The 18,133-nt window shown below is 35.3% G+C and carries 24 protein-coding genes; 8 read left to right on the top strand and 16 right to left on the bottom strand.

The features are described from left to right. Positions 1–437: 437 nt before the first annotated feature. Complete coding sequence (mutS, locus tag ABWU72_RS04665) at positions 438–2,933, top strand: DNA mismatch repair protein MutS (protein WP_353283928.1); 2,496 nt, start codon at positions 438–440, stop codon at positions 2,931–2,933. Between the two features lie 50 nt (positions 2,934–2,983). Here mutS and ABWU72_RS04660 read toward each other — a convergent pair whose 3' ends face one another. The 3 genes from ABWU72_RS04660 to ABWU72_RS04650 all read right to left on the bottom strand — a co-directional run bounded on the left by ABWU72_RS04660 (position 2,984) and on the right by ABWU72_RS04650 (position 5,338). Then, a complete protein-coding gene (locus ABWU72_RS04660; RefSeq protein WP_231115908.1) occupies positions 2,984–3,466 on the bottom strand; it encodes an IS630 family transposase in 483 nt (160 codons plus the stop codon). A gap of 28 nt (positions 3,467–3,494) precedes the next feature. Further along, positions 3,495–3,842: an IS630 transposase-related protein gene (locus ABWU72_RS04655; RefSeq protein ID WP_155968342.1), complete on the bottom strand. Its 348-nt coding sequence runs from the start codon at positions 3,840–3,842 to the stop codon at positions 3,495–3,497. 1,097 nt (positions 3,843–4,939) lie between these two features. After that, positions 4,940–5,338 (bottom strand): hypothetical protein, encoded by a 399-nt coding sequence (locus ABWU72_RS04650; RefSeq protein WP_007548550.1) that lies wholly within the window; start codon positions 5,336–5,338, stop codon positions 4,940–4,942. 133 nt (positions 5,339–5,471) lie between these two features. Here ABWU72_RS04650 and ABWU72_RS04645 point away from each other — a divergent pair, with 133 nt between their 5' ends. The 3 genes from ABWU72_RS04645 (at position 5,472) to ABWU72_RS04635 (ending at position 9,204) form a co-directional block, all read left to right on the top strand. Next, positions 5,472–6,650 (top strand): ribonuclease D, encoded by a 1,179-nt coding sequence (locus ABWU72_RS04645; protein ID WP_151808068.1) that lies wholly within the window; start codon positions 5,472–5,474, stop codon positions 6,648–6,650. Positions 6,651–6,960: 310 nt separating this feature from the next. Continuing rightward, the gene (gene coaE, locus ABWU72_RS04640; RefSeq protein ID WP_155968973.1) at positions 6,961–7,548 is read left to right on the top strand and encodes a dephospho-CoA kinase; all 588 of its coding nucleotides are present in this window, start codon (positions 6,961–6,963) and stop codon (positions 7,546–7,548) included. Positions 7,549–7,800: 252 nt separating this feature from the next. Then, positions 7,801–9,204, top strand: a complete 1,404-nt coding sequence (locus ABWU72_RS04635; RefSeq protein WP_213863474.1) for an NAD(P)H-dependent flavin oxidoreductase — start codon at positions 7,801–7,803, stop codon at positions 9,202–9,204. Between the two features lie 91 nt (positions 9,205–9,295). Here ABWU72_RS04635 and ABWU72_RS04630 read toward each other — a convergent pair whose 3' ends face one another. The 8 genes from ABWU72_RS04630 to ABWU72_RS04595 form a co-directional block, all read right to left on the bottom strand. Further along, complete coding sequence (locus tag ABWU72_RS04630; RefSeq protein WP_010082072.1) at positions 9,296–9,460, bottom strand: IS3 family transposase; 165 nt, start codon at positions 9,458–9,460, stop codon at positions 9,296–9,298. Continuing rightward, a complete protein-coding gene (locus tag ABWU72_RS04625; RefSeq protein ID WP_153296788.1) occupies positions 9,453–9,614 on the bottom strand; it encodes a DDE-type integrase/transposase/recombinase in 162 nt (53 codons plus the stop codon). Before ABWU72_RS04625 ends, ABWU72_RS04630 begins: the two co-directional genes overlap by 8 nt. 3 nt (positions 9,615–9,617) lie before the next feature. Further along, positions 9,618–9,965, bottom strand: a complete 348-nt coding sequence (locus tag ABWU72_RS04620; protein WP_081600760.1) for an IS3 family transposase — start codon at positions 9,963–9,965, stop codon at positions 9,618–9,620. Positions 9,966–9,995: 30 nt separating this feature from the next. Next, the gene (locus tag ABWU72_RS04615; RefSeq protein ID WP_231115908.1) at positions 9,996–10,478 is read right to left on the bottom strand and encodes an IS630 family transposase; all 483 of its coding nucleotides are present in this window, start codon (positions 10,476–10,478) and stop codon (positions 9,996–9,998) included. A 28-nt stretch (positions 10,479–10,506) separates the two neighbouring features. After that, positions 10,507–10,854, bottom strand: coding sequence for an IS630 transposase-related protein (locus ABWU72_RS04610; RefSeq protein WP_155968342.1), 348 nt, complete (start codon positions 10,852–10,854; stop codon positions 10,507–10,509). 103 nt (positions 10,855–10,957) lie between these two features. Beyond that, on the bottom strand, positions 10,958–11,260 hold the full coding sequence (locus ABWU72_RS04605) for a transposase (RefSeq protein WP_213863658.1): 303 nt from the start codon (positions 11,258–11,260) through the stop codon (positions 10,958–10,960). A gap of 162 nt (positions 11,261–11,422) precedes the next feature. Continuing rightward, positions 11,423–12,595: a porin gene (locus ABWU72_RS04600; protein ID WP_353283927.1), complete on the bottom strand. Its 1,173-nt coding sequence runs from the start codon at positions 12,593–12,595 to the stop codon at positions 11,423–11,425. 62 nt (positions 12,596–12,657) lie between these two features. After that, positions 12,658–13,473 carry a hypothetical protein gene (locus tag ABWU72_RS04595; protein WP_065095129.1) on the bottom strand — a complete coding sequence of 272 codons (816 nt, stop codon included), beginning with the start codon at positions 13,471–13,473 and terminating at the stop codon, positions 12,658–12,660. A gap of 233 nt (positions 13,474–13,706) precedes the next feature. Here ABWU72_RS04595 and ABWU72_RS04590 point away from each other — a divergent pair, with 233 nt between their 5' ends. Continuing rightward, complete coding sequence (locus ABWU72_RS04590; RefSeq protein WP_155968976.1) at positions 13,707–14,492, top strand: enoyl-ACP reductase; 786 nt, start codon at positions 13,707–13,709, stop codon at positions 14,490–14,492. 16 nt (positions 14,493–14,508) lie between these two features. Here ABWU72_RS04590 and secD read toward each other — a convergent pair whose 3' ends face one another. Then, complete coding sequence (secD, locus tag ABWU72_RS04585; protein ID WP_246484396.1) at positions 14,509–15,864, bottom strand: protein translocase subunit SecD; 1,356 nt, start codon at positions 15,862–15,864, stop codon at positions 14,509–14,511. On the opposite strand from secD, the gene ABWU72_RS04580 reads away from it, so the two are divergent. Further along, on the top strand, positions 15,851–16,132 hold the full coding sequence (locus ABWU72_RS04580; protein ID WP_039964338.1) for a hypothetical protein: 282 nt from the start codon (positions 15,851–15,853) through the stop codon (positions 16,130–16,132). The two genes, secD and ABWU72_RS04580, sit on opposite strands and share 14 nt — an antisense overlap. 129 nt (positions 16,133–16,261) lie before the next feature. Here the strand turns inward: ABWU72_RS04580 and ABWU72_RS04575 are convergent, their stop codons facing one another. Beyond that, positions 16,262–16,465 carry a DDE-type integrase/transposase/recombinase gene (locus tag ABWU72_RS04575; RefSeq protein ID WP_353283926.1) on the bottom strand — a complete coding sequence of 68 codons (204 nt, stop codon included), beginning with the start codon at positions 16,463–16,465 and terminating at the stop codon, positions 16,262–16,264. Between the two features lie 38 nt (positions 16,466–16,503). On the opposite strand from ABWU72_RS04575, the gene ABWU72_RS04570 reads away from it, so the two are divergent. Both ABWU72_RS04570 and ABWU72_RS04565 read left to right on the top strand, forming a co-directional pair. Further along, positions 16,504–16,851: an IS630 transposase-related protein gene (locus ABWU72_RS04570; protein WP_155968342.1), complete on the top strand. Its 348-nt coding sequence runs from the start codon at positions 16,504–16,506 to the stop codon at positions 16,849–16,851. Between the two features lie 19 nt (positions 16,852–16,870). Next, positions 16,871–17,362: an IS630 family transposase gene (locus ABWU72_RS04565; RefSeq protein ID WP_155968340.1), complete on the top strand. Its 492-nt coding sequence runs from the start codon at positions 16,871–16,873 to the stop codon at positions 17,360–17,362. A gap of 246 nt (positions 17,363–17,608) precedes the next feature. On the opposite strand, the gene ABWU72_RS04560 is transcribed toward ABWU72_RS04565, so the two are convergent. Genes ABWU72_RS04560 through ABWU72_RS04550 form a run of 3 tightly spaced genes read right to left on the bottom strand, consistent with a single transcriptional unit; the run spans position 17,609 to position 18,080 of the window. Continuing rightward, entirely contained in the window at positions 17,609–17,755 is a 147-nt protein-coding gene (locus tag ABWU72_RS04560; protein WP_080717648.1) for an IS3 family transposase, read from the bottom strand. 59 nt (positions 17,756–17,814) lie between these two features. Continuing rightward, positions 17,815–17,949: a hypothetical protein gene (locus ABWU72_RS04555; RefSeq protein ID WP_007548509.1), complete on the bottom strand. Its 135-nt coding sequence runs from the start codon at positions 17,947–17,949 to the stop codon at positions 17,815–17,817. Further along, on the bottom strand, positions 17,946–18,080 hold the full coding sequence (locus ABWU72_RS04550; RefSeq protein WP_007548354.1) for an IS3 family transposase: 135 nt from the start codon (positions 18,078–18,080) through the stop codon (positions 17,946–17,948). The genes ABWU72_RS04555 and ABWU72_RS04550 overlap by 4 nt, the downstream gene beginning before the upstream one ends. Positions 18,081–18,133: the final 53 nt, after the last annotated feature.

Here is an 18,133-nt window from a genome sequence, read left to right as displayed (position 1 = left end):
AAATACTATAGTAGCGGAATGATGAATATGTCGTTTTTCAAATTGTCGTAAGTCACTTTTTAGCTATAATACACACAAGGAGGGTGTCATCCCAGTGCCCCTATGATGTCATCCCAGTGCTTGACACTGGGATCCAGAAAAGTTTGCTTGTAAACTAGCATGGAAAGTAGCTGATCTTACACTAAATGAATGTTTTTGATGAGTTTGCATAGAAGCTGGATTCCAGCGTCACGTGCTGGAATGACAACTGCGTTTTTTGTTTTTTTGTCATCAAATACTCCTACTCTTTATGTCATCCAAGTGTCCTGACTACTTGGATCCAAGAAATTTAATTGTTTTAAATTTTTTCCTCTATACACCTATTTAAAATTTATGTTATCCACATGTGCAATATAATCTATAATAACGTTTATCAATACAATATATTAAAAAATATTATGAGCTTCGTGAAAGAAAAAAACACCCCTGTGATGGAGCAGTATTTGAACCTGAAAGCTCAATACAAAGATCATCTGCTATTTTATAGGCTAGGAGATTTTTATGAATTGTTTTTCAATGATGCTATTAAAGCTGCGAAATTGCTGAATATAGTGCTAACCAAGAGAGGTAATTCGTGTGGGCAGGACATACCAATGTGTGGAGTGCCAGCACACAGTAGTGAATCTTACCTACACAAGCTAATAGATTTAGGATTCAAAGTAGCAATCTGTGACCAATTAGAAACTGCTGATGAAGCAAAAAAGAGGGGCTATAAATCCATAGTAAAACGTGATGTAGTGCGAGTTGTAACTCCAGGTACAATTATAGAAGATTCACTACTGGAGGATAAAAGCAATAATTATCTCGCGTCCATAGTTGAACAAAATGACGAATATGCTATTAGTTGGCTTGAATTATCGACGGGAAAATTTTTTCACACTTTAACGAGTTTGAAAGCTCTAGATAGTGATTTATTGCGTATATCACCAAGAGAATTATTAATTTCTGAAAAATTCACTGAGGACGAAAAAATTAGATCGGTTTTAAAAAATTATAAAATATCAATTACGCAACACGCACAGAGCTTTTTTGAGTATAGTAAATCTCACAGAACGTTATGCGAGTTTTATAAAATCAGGGAACTTGGGAGTATAGGAAATTTCAGCAAAGTAGAAATCATGGCGTGCGGTGCACTGCTTGAATATGTCAGAGTAACACAAAGGGGCTCTATTCCAAGGCTTGAATTCCCAAAAACCTATAAGCAACAAAATTTCATGCTTATTGATGCTTCAGCAAGGAGAAATCTTGAGTTGTTTTCAACTCAATTTGGTGAAAAGAAAGGTTCACTAATTTCAGTTATTGATCATACAGTTACAGCTTCTGGTGGACGCCTGCTCAAACAAATGCTCGCTTCACCCCTTGCTTGCTCCAAGGCAATCAATTTGAGGCTCAGCACCGCTCAATTTTTTGTAAATAATCATGAGCCACGCAGAAAAATACGAGAGATATTATCTAACATTCCGGATATTGAGAGGTCTTTATCGCGCTTAATACTAGGGCGTGGTTCACCAAAGGATATGAACCTATTGAAAATAGGCCTAGGAAAGACTTTAGAATTGTCTGAGTTCTTATGTAAAATTGAATCAGGTGAAAATGGATCTCTCCCACAACAATATGTCATCCAAACTGAGATCCAGCCAGCGTCACGCGCTGGAATAACAGTAAAATCAGACGAGAGTGAACTAAGCACAATACATAAAAGCCTTGGCAATCATAAAGACCTATTTGAACTGTTAAATAGTGCTATACTTGATAATAACCTCAGTTCCGTGAAAGAAGGAGGGTTTATTCACTCAAAATACAACTCAGAATTATCTGAGTTATCTTATATATTGAACAACAGTAACAAGTTGGTAACTAAGCTCCGTGAATCTTATCGCGACCTAACTGGCATTGCCGCACTCAAAATATTGCACAACAATATACTCGGTTATTACGTTGAAGTATCAGCAAATCACAAAATAACTTCGGATATATTTATTCATAGGCAAAGCTTAGCAAATAGCATGCGCTACACTACTAATGAATTGAAAGAACTAGAAAATAAAATTCTTACGGCACGTGATGCTGCAATCGGCTTAGAAATGAAAATTTTTAGTGAACTGTGTAGTGAAGTTGCTAAAGAGTCTGAAAAAATTGCTCTTGCTGCAAATGCTTTGGCAAAACTTGACATTAGAACCGCGTTTGCAGAGCTTGCAGTGCAAAATAATTACGTAAAACCCATTATTGATGACAGCAAAGAGTTCAATATCTGTAGCGGAAGACATCCAGTGGTTGAAGTTAACGATAAATTCATTGCAAATAGCATCAATTTAGCTGGTATACATCTAATTACTGGTCCTAATATGGCTGGAAAAAGCACTTTCTTGAGGCAAAACGCTCTCATTGCAATTTTAGCTCACATGGGGTCATTTGTGCCAGCAGAGAGTGCACATATTGGAGTGATTGACAAAACATTTAGCAGGGTTGGTGCAACAGATAATATAACAGCTGGTTATTCCACCTTCATGGTAGAAATGATCGAAACAGCAACGATAGTAAATCAGGCAACGGACCTTTCCTTGGTGATACTTGATGAAATTGGTAGGGGCACAGGGGTGTATGATGGATTATCTATTGCACAGGCGGTGATTGAACATATTCACAATGTAAATAAGTGCCGCGCCATTTTTGCAACTCATTATCATGAATTAACTAAAGTAAGCAAATACTTGAAGAACGTGAAATGTTTTTGTGTAAAAATAAGAGAGTGGAACGGAGAGGTTATCTTTCTACATGAAGTAATTGAAGGCATTGCAGATGAGTCATATGGAATACATGTAGCAAAACTTGCTGGTTTTCCTGATTCTGTTTTAAATAGAGCAAGTGAAGTGTTTGAGGAGCTGAAGGCTTGAATCATTATTATAAGTGAAGAATTACCTATACAATCGTGGTATAGTATTTTCTAAAATGAATGATAAATTTCCATTATGGTATTACCAACCAAAAGTTGTAAGTCTGTATATTTATGCATTAAAGGTCTGAGGCGGCTTTTGATGGTATTCCAACAATGCTCTATAGGGTTCAAATCTGGTGAATATGTTGGTAGATAGAGCAAACGGCATCTAGCATTATCTATTAACTCCTTTGTTTTGGGAGTTTTATGGAATGTGGCATTGTCCATAACTATTGTAGTACCATGTGGCAATTTAGGTAATAACATCTTCTCTAACCATGTATTGAATACCTCTTTGTCACACCCACCTTTGAAAGTCATTGGTGCAATAAATCTCTTTCCAATCCACCCGCCTATTATACTGATTCTCTCTCGTTTTCTTCCTGGAATATCTGCATAAATTTTCTTTCCTATTGGAGCACGTCCATACTCTCGGTATAACCTATTATCAACTCCTGCTTCATCTATATATAAGATGCTGGAATGGTCTATTTTTGAGATTTTATCGGTAAATCGCTGCCTATCTTCTTGATTGCGCTCTTGATATAGTGTAACTTTTTTTTAAAGTAATTCTTAGCTGTTTCAGCCTATACCAAATTGAATTTATTCCAAATCCAAGATTTTGTTTCATCTCTGCCAGCGTATGATCTGGATTCTTTTTAACATATTCTTCGAGTATTTTTGGGTCTATTTTTCGAATAAAGCTGCCGTTTTTCGATGGCCTTAGGCTTTCACCAGCGGCTTTCTTTCTTAACCAGCGGTACAGAGTTGCTATTCCTATCTCCAAAAGCTCTGCCACCTCAACCTTTGACTTCCCTTTTTCTATCATCGATACTGCCCTTTCCCTTAAATCCACACTATACGCCATTATAACTCAAATAGCTTATTATACCTTTATCATTTACTTTGGGAAGTACTATAGTAGCTATAGAAACGAAAAACTTACTTGACACCCTTCGCCAGCGCCCTTATCATGATAGTGAAGCTATTGTATTTGCTTTCGCCAATCTGCAGATTAAAAGGTAAGGATTACTTAATGTATCGGCGTCTTATGTTCAATTTTTTGCAGTATATAGATACTGTATGTCTTTACAAAACTTCATCTACATCTAGATTTTTATCTAAATAAGCTGAACGCGCTTATAAAGCGTTACAAGACATCAAAAAATGCCAATACTCGACAGAGATAGTAAAAGACTAGCTAACTCGGGGATTCTTTGTCTTTTTTTCTGCTTAGTAAATTTCTTAAACATTTGCAGCGTAAGTTAGTTGCAATTAAAAGCGGCTGAATCTCGCTTGTCAAGCGTTTAAAACATAAAAAACGCCAATATTTTAAAGCGGATAATAACCACAGGGCTTCTTTTGCCTTTTTTTTCATTTGGTAAATTTCTTAATGTTTGTGGCTAACATGAACAAACATTTGAGAGTAACTTCCGCTAGTAGGGTGTCATCCCAGTGCCCAGACACTGGGATCCAGGAAAGTTTGCTTGCTCACAAGCAAACTAGCATAGAAAAACGTTTTCGATGAGATTGCAGAAAGGCTGGATCCCAGTGTCTGGGCACTGGGATGACAAAAAAAGGAGGCTACTCGGATGACAGCTAGCCTGACAACCGTCATCCCGCTGCTTGTTAGCGGGATCTCTTGTTAGCGCCGCGGCGGTATGACGTAGAATTTTACACTCACCAATTCAGTGTCCAATCTGGATTCCAGACTGGAATGACACCCTTTTGGATGGAAACCAGTGTCAGGACACTGGGATGACAAGAAAGAGGCTACTTGGATGATACCTATAGCCCTGTCATTCCAGCGCGTGACGCTGGAATCTAGTTCTTATTATATATCCAGAGATTTACTATATTAGTAATATCAAACTAGATCAATTCTTGCTACTTCAATTTTTCTTTCAGTTAATTCCTGCCTGGCACGTTAAGTCTAGCCTTTTATAAATGAACCAGAATTATAATTTATCTTTTAAAAATCTCAAATGTAATAAATTTATGTTTTAAAGGATTTGATATATCAAATTTTATTGTATTTACTTTCTCATCAAAAACTATAGTATTCTCATCTATGTGATATCTGTCTATTTGATATGCTAGTGAAAATGCGTCAAGCTTATCAGAAGTTGGAGGAGATTTATATACCACTACATTTAAAGTTTCTAAGTCTAAGTTCACTCTAACAGTCACAACACCTTGTTCAAACGAACTTTCAAACAAACCTTGAATAGATTCACCATGCATACATGGCGGGTCCATTCTTACAGCAGATATACATCGATTATATATTGCATCCCCTGAACCGTTGTGCATGCACATCGTAAAATCTTTACTTCCTTGAAAAAGGTCTATAAAATCTACCATAACACTTCACCACTACATAACAAACACTTTATAATATTATAAGTAACTAGCAAGCTCCATTACTAATTTCGTAGTGACTCTAATTGCAAAATTTAATATAAGTAGTAAAATAGAACCACTGAATAAAAAACATATGTTAATTAATACAACGTCGGAGCTGGAGGACATAGGTGAGGGGTTGATAGCAAAAAAGCCAAAATTTATAGCAGTTGACACGGAGTTCATTAGAAATAATTTAATCTACTACCCAAAATTATCGTTAATTCAAATTTCTTACGGAGAGAAGAGTTTTATTGTAGACGCACTAGTGCCAGAAATTGATTTATCATTCATTAAGAAAATAATGCTAAATCAGGGGATAACCAAAGTGTTTCATAGCTGCCGGCAGGATATAGAATCCTTACTCACTGTGTTTAAATGTATTCCCACTCCCATTTTTGATACCCAAGTTGCTGCTATGTTTTGTCATTATTATCATGACTTTATTGGTTACTCAAAAGTAGTGGAGCAATATCAAGGAATAGCACTGGATAAAATTAAAGCTAAAAATTCAGATTGGTTAAGGCGTCCGTTGTCCGAAGATCAGTTAGATTATGCAGTAAACGACGTGGTACACCTATATGACCTATACCAAATATTGTGCAATAAACTTGAAGAAAATAATAGGATGGGTTGGTTTCAAGAAGAGATGGAATCAATAGTTGATATAAATAAGTATTTACATAGCCCAAAAGATGCATGGAAGAGGATTAAATTTAATTATGAAGTAAATCCAAGATTGATACTAACTGTTAAAGCAGTTAGTGAGTGGCAAGAAACCTTAGCACAGCGCTATAATATGAACCGTAATAAAATAATCAATAATGCTGTAATAGCTGATTTTATTGAAAAAAATATAGAGCATGTTGATGAAATTTTAGATGATCTCAAGAGGAATGCAAAAAATATAAAAGATGCAGATTTACTAGAGTTTGTGAATATTTTTAATGAAAATGAGAGAAATTGGATGCAGCAAAACAACACCTTATCGAGTAATTATGACAAATCTGTACTTGATATACTCTCAATTATTTTAGATAGTAAATGTAAAGAAAGTAACATATCAAGGAAATTAGTTTCTTCAAAAGATGAGTTAACCGGGTCAATATCTGGACAGACAGATAAATTATTCAAGGGATGGAGATATGATTTTTTTGGCAGGTCAGTTGAATCATTTTTGAACACAAGCTCAAAATTTGAGATTTCAGCAGTGAAATCCGCAAATAATATAACCAAAATTCAGAGTAATTTAGTGGAGAATAACTGTTGCTAAAGTAACTTAGATTTATCGACAATCGTCATCCCGCTACGTGTTAGTGGCTAAGAGATACCGCGGCGGTATGACGGTTAAGTAGGGTGTCATTCCAGTGCTTGACACTGGAATCCAGGAAAATTGATTGTAAACGAGCAAACATTTTCGATAAAATTACCAAAAAGCTAGATCCCAGACTGGAATGACACCACCTACAAATTGCAATGTTCGTATAGTTATGTGCTTGACACTGGGATCTAGAAAATCTAGTTAATATATATAGAGAAACCTTAGCTATAGTTTCGAAAGAAGTCTAATGTGTTTTTGTTATATGATTATAGGTCTAACAGGCGGAATTGGGGTAGGAAAGAGCTTTGTAACTAATTGCTTTCAAGAGTTTGGTGCTGCTGTATTTGATGCTGATTCTGTTGTACACCAACTTTATAAAGTGGATAAAAGCATAATAAGTTATGCAGAGAAAAATTTTCCTGGAGTGGTAGTAAATGGTGAAATAGATAGAACAGTACTGTCTAAATATTTCTTAGCCTACGATGAAAATTGGAAACAATTTCAATCTTTGGTTCACTCTACTGTGCTGCGTGAATTAGAATTTTTTATTGCTAAGGAAAAAAAGATCGATAGAAAACTTTTAGTTTTAGATGTGCCACTTCTATTAGAAACAAAATTTTATTTATATTGCGACCTTATTGTTTTTGTTCATGCAGATAGCGTTGTGCAAGCTCAAAGACTTAACGAACGCAACATAGATAAAGAAAAGCTTAATCTAATCTCCGATGTTCAGTTATCTATTGAGGAGAAAAGGAAGATAAGTGACTTTATTATCGATACCAGTGTAAGCAAAGAGTATGTTTTTTCTCAAGTAAAAGATATAGTGGATTCATTAAACCTAAACACGTAGCTCTACGTCATACCGCCGCGGTATCTCTAGATCCCGCTAACAAGCAGCGGGATGACGGTTGTCAGGATCCCAGCAGCCTCCCTCCCCTGTCATCCCAGTGTCAAGCACTGGAATGACACCCTTCCGGTGGGAACTGCTCTCAAACTACAACAGCGTGAGTAGCTATAGAAGCTCTAATGATACAAGAAAAAATAAACAGCTATCATTTTTTTAGTAATTAAGTAAAATAGAGTGAAAGATTGCGAGGAAGTTTTGAAAAATAAGATAAAAAAGATAGTAATTTCAGGAAAGGAAGTGTGGCCAATCATCGAGGGCGGCAAAGGCATTGCAGTTAGTGATGGAAGATCAAGCGGAGCATTTGCTGCAGCAGATGCTGTGGGTACGTTTTCTGGTGCAAATGCTAAGCTTATTGATGATAACGGCGAGTTGGTGCCGCTGATTTACAAAGGCAGAACAAGAAATGAAAAACACAGCGAATTGATTGAATATAGTATTAAAGCTGGAATTAGTCAGGCAAGAATAGCAAATGAAATATCAAAAGGTCATGGAAGAGTACATATGAATGTACTTTGGGAGATGGGAGCAGCAGAACGCGTGCTTCATGGCATATTAGAAGGAGCGAAAGGTTTGATTCATGGTATTACCTGCGGTGCTGGTATGCCTTATAGGCTTGGAGAAATTGCAGCTAAATATCAGGTTTATTATTACCCTATTATCTCATCGGTGCGTGCTTTTAAAGCATTATGGAAGCGTGCTTACCAAAGAATATCTTCCTATTTGCTTGGTGGAGTAGTGTATGAAGATCCATGGCTTGCTGGAGGGCACAATGGACTGAGTAACAGTGAAGACCCAGAGCTACCACAGGCTCCATTTGAAAGAGTTGCAGAGCTTAGATCTTTCATGAACGAGATCGGTCTTTCAGAAACACCAATTGTTATGGCAGGAGGAGTGTGGCATTTGAAAGATTGGGAACATTGGTTTGACAATCTGCAAATTGGACCAATAGCTTTTCAGTTTGGCACTCGTCCACTTTTGACGAAAGAAAGCCCAATTTCTGCAGAGTGGAAAAAGAAGCTACTCACTTTAGAAGAAGGTGATGTATTTTTAAATAAATTCAGTCCAACAGGGTTTTACTCATCTGCAGTAAAAAATAACTTCATACGTGAGTTGCAGGAACGGAATTCACGTCAAATAAAGTTTTCAGAAAATGCTAGCGAAGAATTTAATAATGAATTTGCAATGGGTAGCAGAGGTAGAAAGATCTACCTTACTGCAAAAGACAAAGAACTGGCAAATACATGGACTAAAGCAGGGTATACAGAAGCAATGAAAACTCCAGATACAACTGTTATTTTTGTGACGCCAGGCAGGTTTGCAGAGATAAGACAAGATCAAATCAATTGTATGGGATGCTTAAGTCATTGTTTGTTTAGCAATTGGAAAGATCATGGTGACCATTCAACAGGACGAAAGCCAGATCCGCGTAGTTTTTGCATACAAAAAACACTGCAAAACGTTATACACGATGGTGATATTGAGAACGAACTCATGTTTTCCGGGCACAATGTGTACAAATTTAAGCAAGATCCATTTTATGAGAATGGCTACGTACCGGCAGTAAAAGAACTGGTGGAAAGGATATTGACTGGGTATTGAGTCAGTGACCTTACCCAGAAAAAGTGGAGAGAAAGTTTGGAATGTTTTTTACAAAAAGAATGATGCATCAAATTGTTCTGGAATGCAATAGTTAATAGTGACGTTGTTTGTTATAAAAAATTTCTATGTATTCAAATATTGCAGTTCTAGTTTGTTGAGCAGAGTGTTGTGAAGTATCAATAAGTATTTCTCTTTTCAATGAGCTAAAGAAGCTTTCTGCAACAGAATTGTCGTAACAACAGCCTTTATTACTCATCTATATTCTTTACAGCTAAGAGATATTGATACCCTTGCGCAGTATATTGTGAACCTTGGTCACTGTGCAGCAGTAGATTTTTAACAGGTTTACGCCTATTAATGGCCATTAATAAAGAGTCCATAACCAATTGTTTATTTATTGAACTGCTCATTAACTACCATACGTGAGAATTATTGCTGCCAAATATAGCCATCCCTCCTTGGTTTTGATGTAAGTAATCCCATACTTTATTTGGTTGATCAACAATAAAGTTTTGATCTAGTATATTGGGAGCTACAGCTCTATTATCTGTTTGTTGTTTTTTAATTTTAAACTTTCTTTTCAGTATAGCCCTGATGTCATTTTTCTGCATAATACTTTGCACCGTTTTCAAATTGCAACTTTTACCCAAAGCCTTCAATTCAGCATGAATTTTAGGAGTTCCATATCTACATTTAGAAACTTGATATATTTTTTGAATAGCTTCGAGTAGCTCTTTATTTGCTGATTCTCTACTGCTTATTTTTCTTGTGGTCCACTTATATAGTATTTTCTAAAATGAATGATAAATTTCCATTATGGTATTACCAACCAAAAGTTGTAAGTCTGTATATTTATGCATTAAAGGTCTGAGGCGGCTTTTGATGGTATTCCAACAATGCTCTATAGGGTTCAAATCTGGTGAATATGTTGGTAGATAGAGCAAACGGCATCTAGCATTATCTATTAACTCCTTTGTTTTGGGAGTTTTATGGAATGTGGCATTGTCCATAACTATTGTAGTACCATGTGGCAATTTAGGTAATAACATCTTCTCTAACCATGTATTGAATACCTCTTTGTCACACCCACCTTTGAAAGTCATTGGTGCAATAAATCTCTTTCCAATCCACCCGCCTATTATACTGATTCTCTCTCGTTTTCTTCCTGGAATATCTGCATAAATTTTCTTTCCTATTGGAGCACGTCCATACTCTCGGTATAACCTATTATCAACTCCTGCTTCATCTATATATAAGATGCTGGAATGGTCTATTTTTGAGATTTTATCGGTAAATCGCTGCCTATCTTCTTGATTGCGCTCTTGATATAGTGTAACTTTTTTTTAAAGTAATTCTTAGCTGTTTCAGCCTATACCAAATTGAATTTATTCCAAATCCAAGATTTTGTTTCATCTCTGCCAGCGTATGATCTGGATTCTTTTTAACATATTCTTCGAGTATTTTTGGGTCTATTTTTCGAATAAAGCTGCCGTTTTTCGATGGCCTTAGGCTTTCACCAGCGGCTTTCTTTCTTAACCAGCGGTACAGAGTTGCTATTCCTATCTCCAAAAGCTCTGCCACCTCAACCTTTGACTTCCCTTTTTCTATCATCGATACTGCCCTTTCCCTTAAATCCACACTATACGCCATTATAACTCAAATAGCTTATTATACCTTTATCATTTACTTTGGGAAGTACTATAGTAGCCACTAGCAGAAAATCCTACATAATTCCTGTACTTTATAGCAGTTACTATATAAAAAAATATTTTACTCTTTTTGACTGGCCAGGGCTTTTTTTTAAATGTCTCTTTCCCTTGTTACTCTTGCTTTGTAAATCAAACCTCTCTTTGTCATAAGGAGCCATGTTACCTCTACCTGGAAATGCATCTGCTGCCGACTTTTTTTCGTTGTGTTTCTTTATCCATTTTCCTAATACACTATCCCTTATTCCTAGATCTCTTGCTACTTTTGCAACTGGTTGACCTACCTTTCTTTGTTCATTTGCCAGTTTAACAGCTTCCAATTTGAATTCTGCTGTATATTCTCTTACCATTTCTAATCCTCCAAAATTTTATTTTACCCAAAAAAACTCTTTTCTTTCTCTCCACTTTTTCTGGGTAAGGTCAGTTTACTGGCCTCTCCATGAGTGAGATTGAAAAATTAAGTGTGAACGGTTACCTTGGATGACAGAAAAGAGTGTTGGAAGGAGGCAATATTAAAAACTTAATTTCAGTCCAGCCAAGAACACATAACCAGAGTTGTTATTTTCTATTTTAGGCTCTTTTGTACTAAACTTTACAATATCGAAATAGTATGAAGTACCTAAAAAAAGAGAATTTTCAAGACTTAAAGCATATGATGTTAACTCGTTTGTACCTTCGCCTGCAATATCCCTACCACTACTAAAATATGTTAAGCTCGATTTGTAAGAATCAGAACGGTAAGCGATACCTGCATTCATATAATACGTATTATTTGTTTCAGGATTACGCTTCTCACCAGATTTACCACCATTACCATACGAAAAAATGCAATCAAGATCGAACAATTTTAGCTTCAAACCAAAATTCCAGTGTAGTAATTGATTGCGGCATTCATAATTTTTAGAAGTCCAATCTGAGCAATCAGTTAAATTTTCTCTTGCAAATTCACCAGTTAAGGCAGTAGTAAAACCTATATCATCTGACAAGCTGTTTTTATAGGAAAGGCCAGCAGCAATTAAATTGCTGTACTGTAAGTTATTTTTTCCTGGAACATAACTGAATCCGAGTTGAAAGTTATAGATTTCAGGGGAGATGTAGTTAATTGATGATTGTTTTAACCCTAGTTCGAGTTCATTATAATCGCTATAAATATTGGGCTTGACCCAGAACACCTTGTCTTGATCATATCCAGGGTCACCATCCTTTTTATGATCACCGCGCAAATTTGCATAGTTTGTCCAATGACCATTTACTCCTCCAGCAGCTGCATAAATTTTTGAAGTGTTAATTAACATGCTCTGACTAACTAAACTTCTTTTACCATATTCAATTGATCCAAGTTCCTGGTTTTTTATGATAAAATACCATTCCTCCATGTCTAACTTTTCTATGTCTAACGCTTTTAGGTTTGCAATACCAGAAACCCCTGCCTTAACATTAACCTCCATTTGAGTATTTGGATAAACTTGCTGTAAATAAAGAAAGCGCAAGTATGAATAACTTGAAGTTTTATCCTTAGGCTTAGCATTGAAAGAATCTCTGTTGAAGGCGTAGCCGAATCTCAAATCTATTTTTCCGTCTAGTTCTGCATAAAATATTTCCTTATCCAAAATTGTTTTAGAGCTAGCACTATTCTGCAAAAACAATGATGAAAGCAGTGCTACCAGGTAGTACTTTAACTTCATAAATAAACTTAAATCTTTATAAAAATTTAAGTTTAAACTCAATATAAATAAAAAACAACTTTTCAGAAGGCACCGCTGGTAGATTTTGCTGCCTGTTTTTGAGCTATATTCCCATAAATTATTGATACACTTGGTAATTTTTGCATTAATAACTGCTTATTAATGGCAGAATGTATACGATTAATTATTTTAGATGTACTTTTTACATCGCAGTTAATCAAAACAAAAAGCACTTTATTCTCATCAATATACCCTAGAAAATCATCACTACGGCAATTTTTATAAAAATGTTCTATGATAACTTTCAGTGCATTATTTGTCTCACTACAGCTACTATTTAAGCCAATCACTCCTATAGCTGCATTAATTTGATGTTGAAAGGCAAAATTTAATATAACGTATAACTCTAGAATAGTGGACTCATTGCCCGGTATATCGAATAAGTCATGGTTTTTATATTTTTTACCCATTAGATATTTATCTCTAAAGATTCCTAGTTTATGGGACAAACTGATATCACGTATTAATAGCTCATAATTTATTTTATTACTGGCAAATTGTGCAGTGCGGAAAACTTTTACTTTTGTCCTGATATCTTCTCCTTTAGCATCAGTTAAGGAAAAATCTATCACTTTAGGTAATATATCAAGTAAATCGTGCCCATTTTCGGTATACTCTAAATAATTCTTCATGTCGTCAGCTGCTCTTGCACTTAAAATATTGATTAACGGCTTATTAAGTAAATTCCCTTCCTCGTATTTTAACAAATTCCTTGCGGCTTGATTGAGCCCTAAAATTAACACGTTTTTTTTCTTATTATCCTGACAAACAGATACCACAGCATCATCTTTTCTTCTTGCAGTTATGAAATCATCCATACTTTCATTCTATACAGCGTATTTATAAGTATAATAAGATTATATTAAGATTTACTTACTTATTAATATGCTTGATTGGGTATAGGTAAAATGTCATATGGGATGGCTTTGTTGTAGAAGAATCAAGATTACTGTTTATAGACTTCAAGTTACTGCAAAAAATATTTTAAAACATAGTGATATCTTGACTTTACCTAGTTAATATTCCAAATTATAAAAAAACAGATAGTTCTATGACGACAAGTCTATTACAAGGCAAAAAGGGATTAATAACCGGAATAATAAATAAGAGATCAATAGCATACGGTATAGCAAAAACTCTCTCAGAGCACGGAGCAGAACTTGCAATCACCTACCAGAATGAAATAATAAAAGAAAAACTATCACCAATAGCAGATGAACTAAATGTGGAGCTAATATTACACTGCGACGTTTCAAATGAAAAAATCATAGATAACGCTTTCGAAATAATAGAGAAAAAATGGGGTACTCTTGACTTTTTGGTGCATGCAATAGCATTCTCCGATAAAAATGAGTTAGATGGTAAATATGTCAATACTTCACTGGATAACTTCCTCAATGCAATGCATATATCGTGCTATTCTTTTACTGCTTTAGTGCAAAGGGCTGAAAAAATGATGTCAAATGGTGGTAGTTTACTTACTTTATCTTATTATGGCGCTGAAAAAGTTATGCCAAATTATAACGTTATGGGTTTATGTAAAGCAGCACTTGAAGCAAGTGTAAAATATATAGCATGTGATCTCGGGCCACAAAATATCAGAGTAAATGCAATTTCCGCTGGTCCAATCAGAACTTTAGCATCTTCTGGAATAAGCGATTTTCACTTCATATCAGAATGGAATAGAAATAATTCTCCGCTCAGACGCAATGTTACAATAGAGGATGTTGGCAAGGCAGCGCTATACTTATTAAGCGATTTAAGTAGTGGCACTACTGGAGAAATTTTGCACGTCGATTCAGGATATAACGTTGTGGGAATGAAGGTGGTTGACTGAGATCTAAATCCTTAATTCAAAGCGCTAGTTCCTTCGGGTTCATACACAACTCTATCAGGAGTTTTGTGACTGTGATTGCAGAAAACATCGAACATAAAATTCCTATTGATAAAGTGACAGAAAAGCCTCTAATTGCTCCGCTGCCAATAATGAACATTATTCCTGCAGCAATTAATGTAGTGATATTTGAATCCAGTATTGTCTTTATAGCGTTTTTAAACCCTTCTTCAATAGCACGTTCCACTCTCTTGCCAGATTTTATTTCCTCACGAATTCGCTCAAATATTAAAACATTTGCATCCACCGCCATACCGACAGTGAGTGCAATACCGGCAATTCCAGGTAAAGTTAGAGTTGCTTCAAGCAGAGTGAGAATTGATAATATAAGAACTACATTAGAAAAAAGTGCAACAGAGGCCAATACACCTAATTTGCCGTAAGTGATGATTATAAATAAAGCCACGGCTATAATAGAGATTGTTGCTGCCATTTCCCCTGCCTTTATTGATTCTTCTCCAAGACTTGGGCCAATGTTTTTTTCTTCAATTATTTTAAGTGGTGCTGGCAGTGCTCCAGATTTTAAAAGTATTGCAAGTTCGCTTGCTTGTTTTTCAGTGAAATTACCGCTAATTTCTCCCTCTCCATTTAAAATTGGCTCACGTATTGTAGGTACTGTTAAGACTGTGTTATCCAGAACAATTGCAAAAGGTTTTCCCACATTTTCTTTAGTGATTTTCGCGAATCTTTTACTCGCTATGCTGTCAAATTTAAAATGCACTGTCGGTTTACCTAAATTGCCGAATCTAACTGATGCGTTAACCAGCGAATCGCCACCTATTTCAGTTTTGCGGAATATTGGATAAGAATTACCTAAAGAATCCTTGAGCATGACAGTGGTTTCATGGTCTATATCCTGCACCTTGGCTATGTTAGTGTTTGCCAAATGAAAAGCTAGCTTAGCAGTTTTGCCAAGCAGAGATTTTATCTGCTTGGTATCTTCTACTCCAGGCACCTGCACTAATATTTTATTCTGCCCTTGTTTTTGAACGCTGACTTCCTTTGTGCCAAGTTTGTCCAAACGGCACTGGACATTGTTTATTGATTCTGCAGCTACTTCACTGATCAAAGAATTTTTATAATGGGGTTTATACGAAATGAGAATTGAAGAATCTTTTCTATTTAGCTCTAAATTTGGATTTATCGCATTAATCAACACAGATGCTTTTTTATAATCATCAATATTATTTAAAGTTATAACGCTATTTTGTACGTTAGATTCAATATTTTTTGTTAGCAATGTCTCTTTTATTTCGTTAGCTAGCATGCTTAGCTTTTCCTTAAAATAGAAGTCTAAGTCTATGTTTAAAAGCAAAGATGCCCCTCCTTTCAGGTCAAGGCCTAAGTTTATTCTTTTTTTCGAAATAAAAAGCTTATTATCAAAGAAATTTGGCAGTGTTATGTATAAAGCAAATAAACAGATGCATAATACTGAAAAAGATTTGACTATAAGTCTGTTATACATAAGTTGTAGGTTTAAAATTGTAATAATTGATTGTAAGTTAAAAATAGATTTTTGTAAAATTCTCTATTTGACCTTACCCAGAAAAAGTAGAGAGAAAGTTAAGACGTTTTTATCATGAGAATAAATTGTGCAGGAATGCAATAGTTAATAGTAGAATGTCTACGTTATTTGTTATAAAAGATTTCTATGTATTCAAATATGGCAGTTCTGGTTTGTTGAGCGAGAAGTATCAATAAGCAGCTCCCTTTTAAGTGAACTTTTCTGCAACAGAGTTATCGTAACAACAGCCCTTATGGCTCATGCTGGAAATGATGTTTTTTGTATTCAATAGAAATTGGTAATTTTGAGAGGTATACTGTGACCCTTGATCGCTATGTAACAGCAGATTTTTATCGGGTTTGCGTTTATCAACGGCCATCAATAAAGAATCTATAACTATAGTACTTCCCAAAGTAAATGATAAAGGTATAATAAGCTATTTGAGTTATAATGGCGTATAGTGTGGATTTAAGGGAAAGGGCAGTATCGATGATAGAAAAAGGGAAGTCAAAGGTTGAGGTGGCAGAGCTTTTGGAGATAGGAATAGCAACTCTGTACCGCTGGTTAAGAAAGAAAGCCGCTGGTGAAAGCCTAAGGCCATCGAAAAACGGCAGCTTTATTCGAAAAATAGACCCAAAAATACTCGAAGAATATGTTAAAAAGAATCCAGATCATACGCTGGCAGAGATGAAACAAAATCTTGGATTTGGAATAAATTCAATTTGGTATAGGCTGAAACAGCTAAGAATTACTTTAAAAAAAAGTTACACTATATCAAGAGCGCAATCAAGAAGATAGGCAGCGATTTACCGATAAAATCTCAAAAATAGACCATTCCAGCATCTTATATATAGATGAAGCAGGAGTTGATAATAGGTTATACCGAGAGTATGGACGTGCTCCAATAGGAAAGAAAATTTATGCAGATATTCCAGGAAGAAAACGAGAGAGAATCAGTATAATAGGCGGGTGGATTGGAAAGAGATTTATTGCACCAATGACTTTCAAAGGTGGGTGTGACAAAGAGGTATTCAATACATGGTTAGAGAAGATGTTATTACCTAAATTGCCACATGGTACTACAATAGTTATGGACAATGCCACATTCCATAAAACTCCCAAAACAAAGGAGTTAATAGATAATGCTAGATGCCGTTTGCTCTATCTACCAACATATTCACCAGATTTGAACCCTATAGAGCATTGTTGGAATACCATCAAAAGCCGCCTCAGACCTTTAATGCATAAATATACAGACTTACAACTTTTGGTTGGTAATACCATAATGGAAATTTATCATTCATTTTAGAAAATACTATAATTATCATGTTACTCATTAACCACCATGCGTGAATATAGGTCAATTATTGCCGCCAACAACCTTCTTTAGTTTTTATGTAGGTAATCCCAAACTTTATTTGGCTGATCAGTAGTAAAATTTTGATCCAATGTGTTCGGAGCCACAACTCGGTTGCTTATTTGCTGTTTTTTATTTTTGAACCTTCGTCTAAACTTGGTTTTAATGCCATTTTCTTGCATAACACTTTGTACTGTTTTAATTTTTGCCTAAAGCTTTTAATTCAGCGTGAATTTTAGGGGCTCCATATCTGCATTTAGAAGCTTGATGTATTTTTTGAATATCTGCTAGAAGCCCTTCTTTTGCTAATTCTTTACTGCTTTTTTCCTTAGCAACCCATACCACCAGTACAAAACCCTACATAGTTCCTGTGTTTTATAGCAATTTCTATATAAAAGAATACTTTACTCTTTTTCTTTGCCCAGGGCTTTTTTTAAGATGTCTCTTTCTCTTATTAGCTCTTTTTTTAGATCAAATCTTTCTTTGTCATAAGGAGCCTTTGCCTGGAAATGCGTATGCTCCAGACATTTTTCCATCATATTTTCTTACTTAACATACTACCATCTATACCTAGATCTTTTGCTATTTTTGTACTTGCTTGACCTGTTTCTTTAACCAGCTTAACAGCTTCTAATTTGAATTCTGCTGTATATTCTCTTCTATTTGTCATATTTTGAAAAAACGTTTTATTTTACTCCAAAAACGTCTTAACTTTCTCTCTAC

Source organism: Wolbachia endosymbiont (group A) of Lypha dubia (assembly GCF_964028575.1).
GTDB classification, from domain to species: Bacteria; Pseudomonadota; Alphaproteobacteria; order Rickettsiales; family Anaplasmataceae; genus Wolbachia; species Wolbachia pipientis.
Note: the sequence above shows the minus strand (reverse complement) of the source record. Positions and strands in the feature narration are given on the sequence as shown.

Coding starts and splice junctions, on each gene's coding strand:
- ABWU72_RS04590 (WP_155968976.1), top strand. CDS start 13,707: ATGACGACAAGTCTATTACAAGGCAAAAAGGGATTAATAACCGGAATA.
- ABWU72_RS04595 (WP_065095129.1), bottom strand. CDS start 13,473: ATGGATGATTTCATAACTGCAAGAAGAAAAGATGATGCTGTGGTATCT.
- ABWU72_RS04550 (WP_007548354.1), bottom strand. CDS start 18,080: ATGACAAATAGAAGAGAATATACAGCAGAATTCAAATTAGAAGCTGTT.
- ABWU72_RS04610 (WP_155968342.1), bottom strand. CDS start 10,854: ATGGCGTATAGTGTGGATTTAAGGGAAAGGGCAGTATCGATGATAGAA.
- mutS (WP_353283928.1), top strand. CDS start 438: ATGAGCTTCGTGAAAGAAAAAAACACCCCTGTGATGGAGCAGTATTTG.
- coaE (WP_155968973.1), top strand. CDS start 6,961: ATGATTATAGGTCTAACAGGCGGAATTGGGGTAGGAAAGAGCTTTGTA.
- ABWU72_RS04600 (WP_353283927.1), bottom strand. CDS start 12,595: ATGAAGTTAAAGTACTACCTGGTAGCACTGCTTTCATCATTGTTTTTG.
- ABWU72_RS04625 (WP_153296788.1), bottom strand. CDS start 9,614: ATGAGCAGTTCAATAAATAAACAATTGGTTATGGACTCTTTATTAATG.
- ABWU72_RS04580 (WP_039964338.1), top strand. CDS start 15,851: ATGTTTAAAAGCAAAGATGCCCCTCCTTTCAGGTCAAGGCCTAAGTTT.
- ABWU72_RS04570 (WP_155968342.1), top strand. CDS start 16,504: ATGGCGTATAGTGTGGATTTAAGGGAAAGGGCAGTATCGATGATAGAA.
- ABWU72_RS04650 (WP_007548550.1), bottom strand. CDS start 5,338: ATGGTAGATTTTATAGACCTTTTTCAAGGAAGTAAAGATTTTACGATG.
- ABWU72_RS04655 (WP_155968342.1), bottom strand. CDS start 3,842: ATGGCGTATAGTGTGGATTTAAGGGAAAGGGCAGTATCGATGATAGAA.
- ABWU72_RS04645 (WP_151808068.1), top strand. CDS start 5,472: ATGTTAATTAATACAACGTCGGAGCTGGAGGACATAGGTGAGGGGTTG.
- ABWU72_RS04630 (WP_010082072.1), bottom strand. CDS start 9,460: ATGAGTAATAAAGGCTGTTGTTACGACAATTCTGTTGCAGAAAGCTTC.
- ABWU72_RS04605 (WP_213863658.1), bottom strand. CDS start 11,260: ATGGTAAGAGAATATACAGCAGAATTCAAATTGGAAGCTGTTAAACTG.
- ABWU72_RS04555 (WP_007548509.1), bottom strand. CDS start 17,949: ATGATGGAAAAATGTCTGGAGCATACGCATTTCCAGGCAAAGGCTCCT.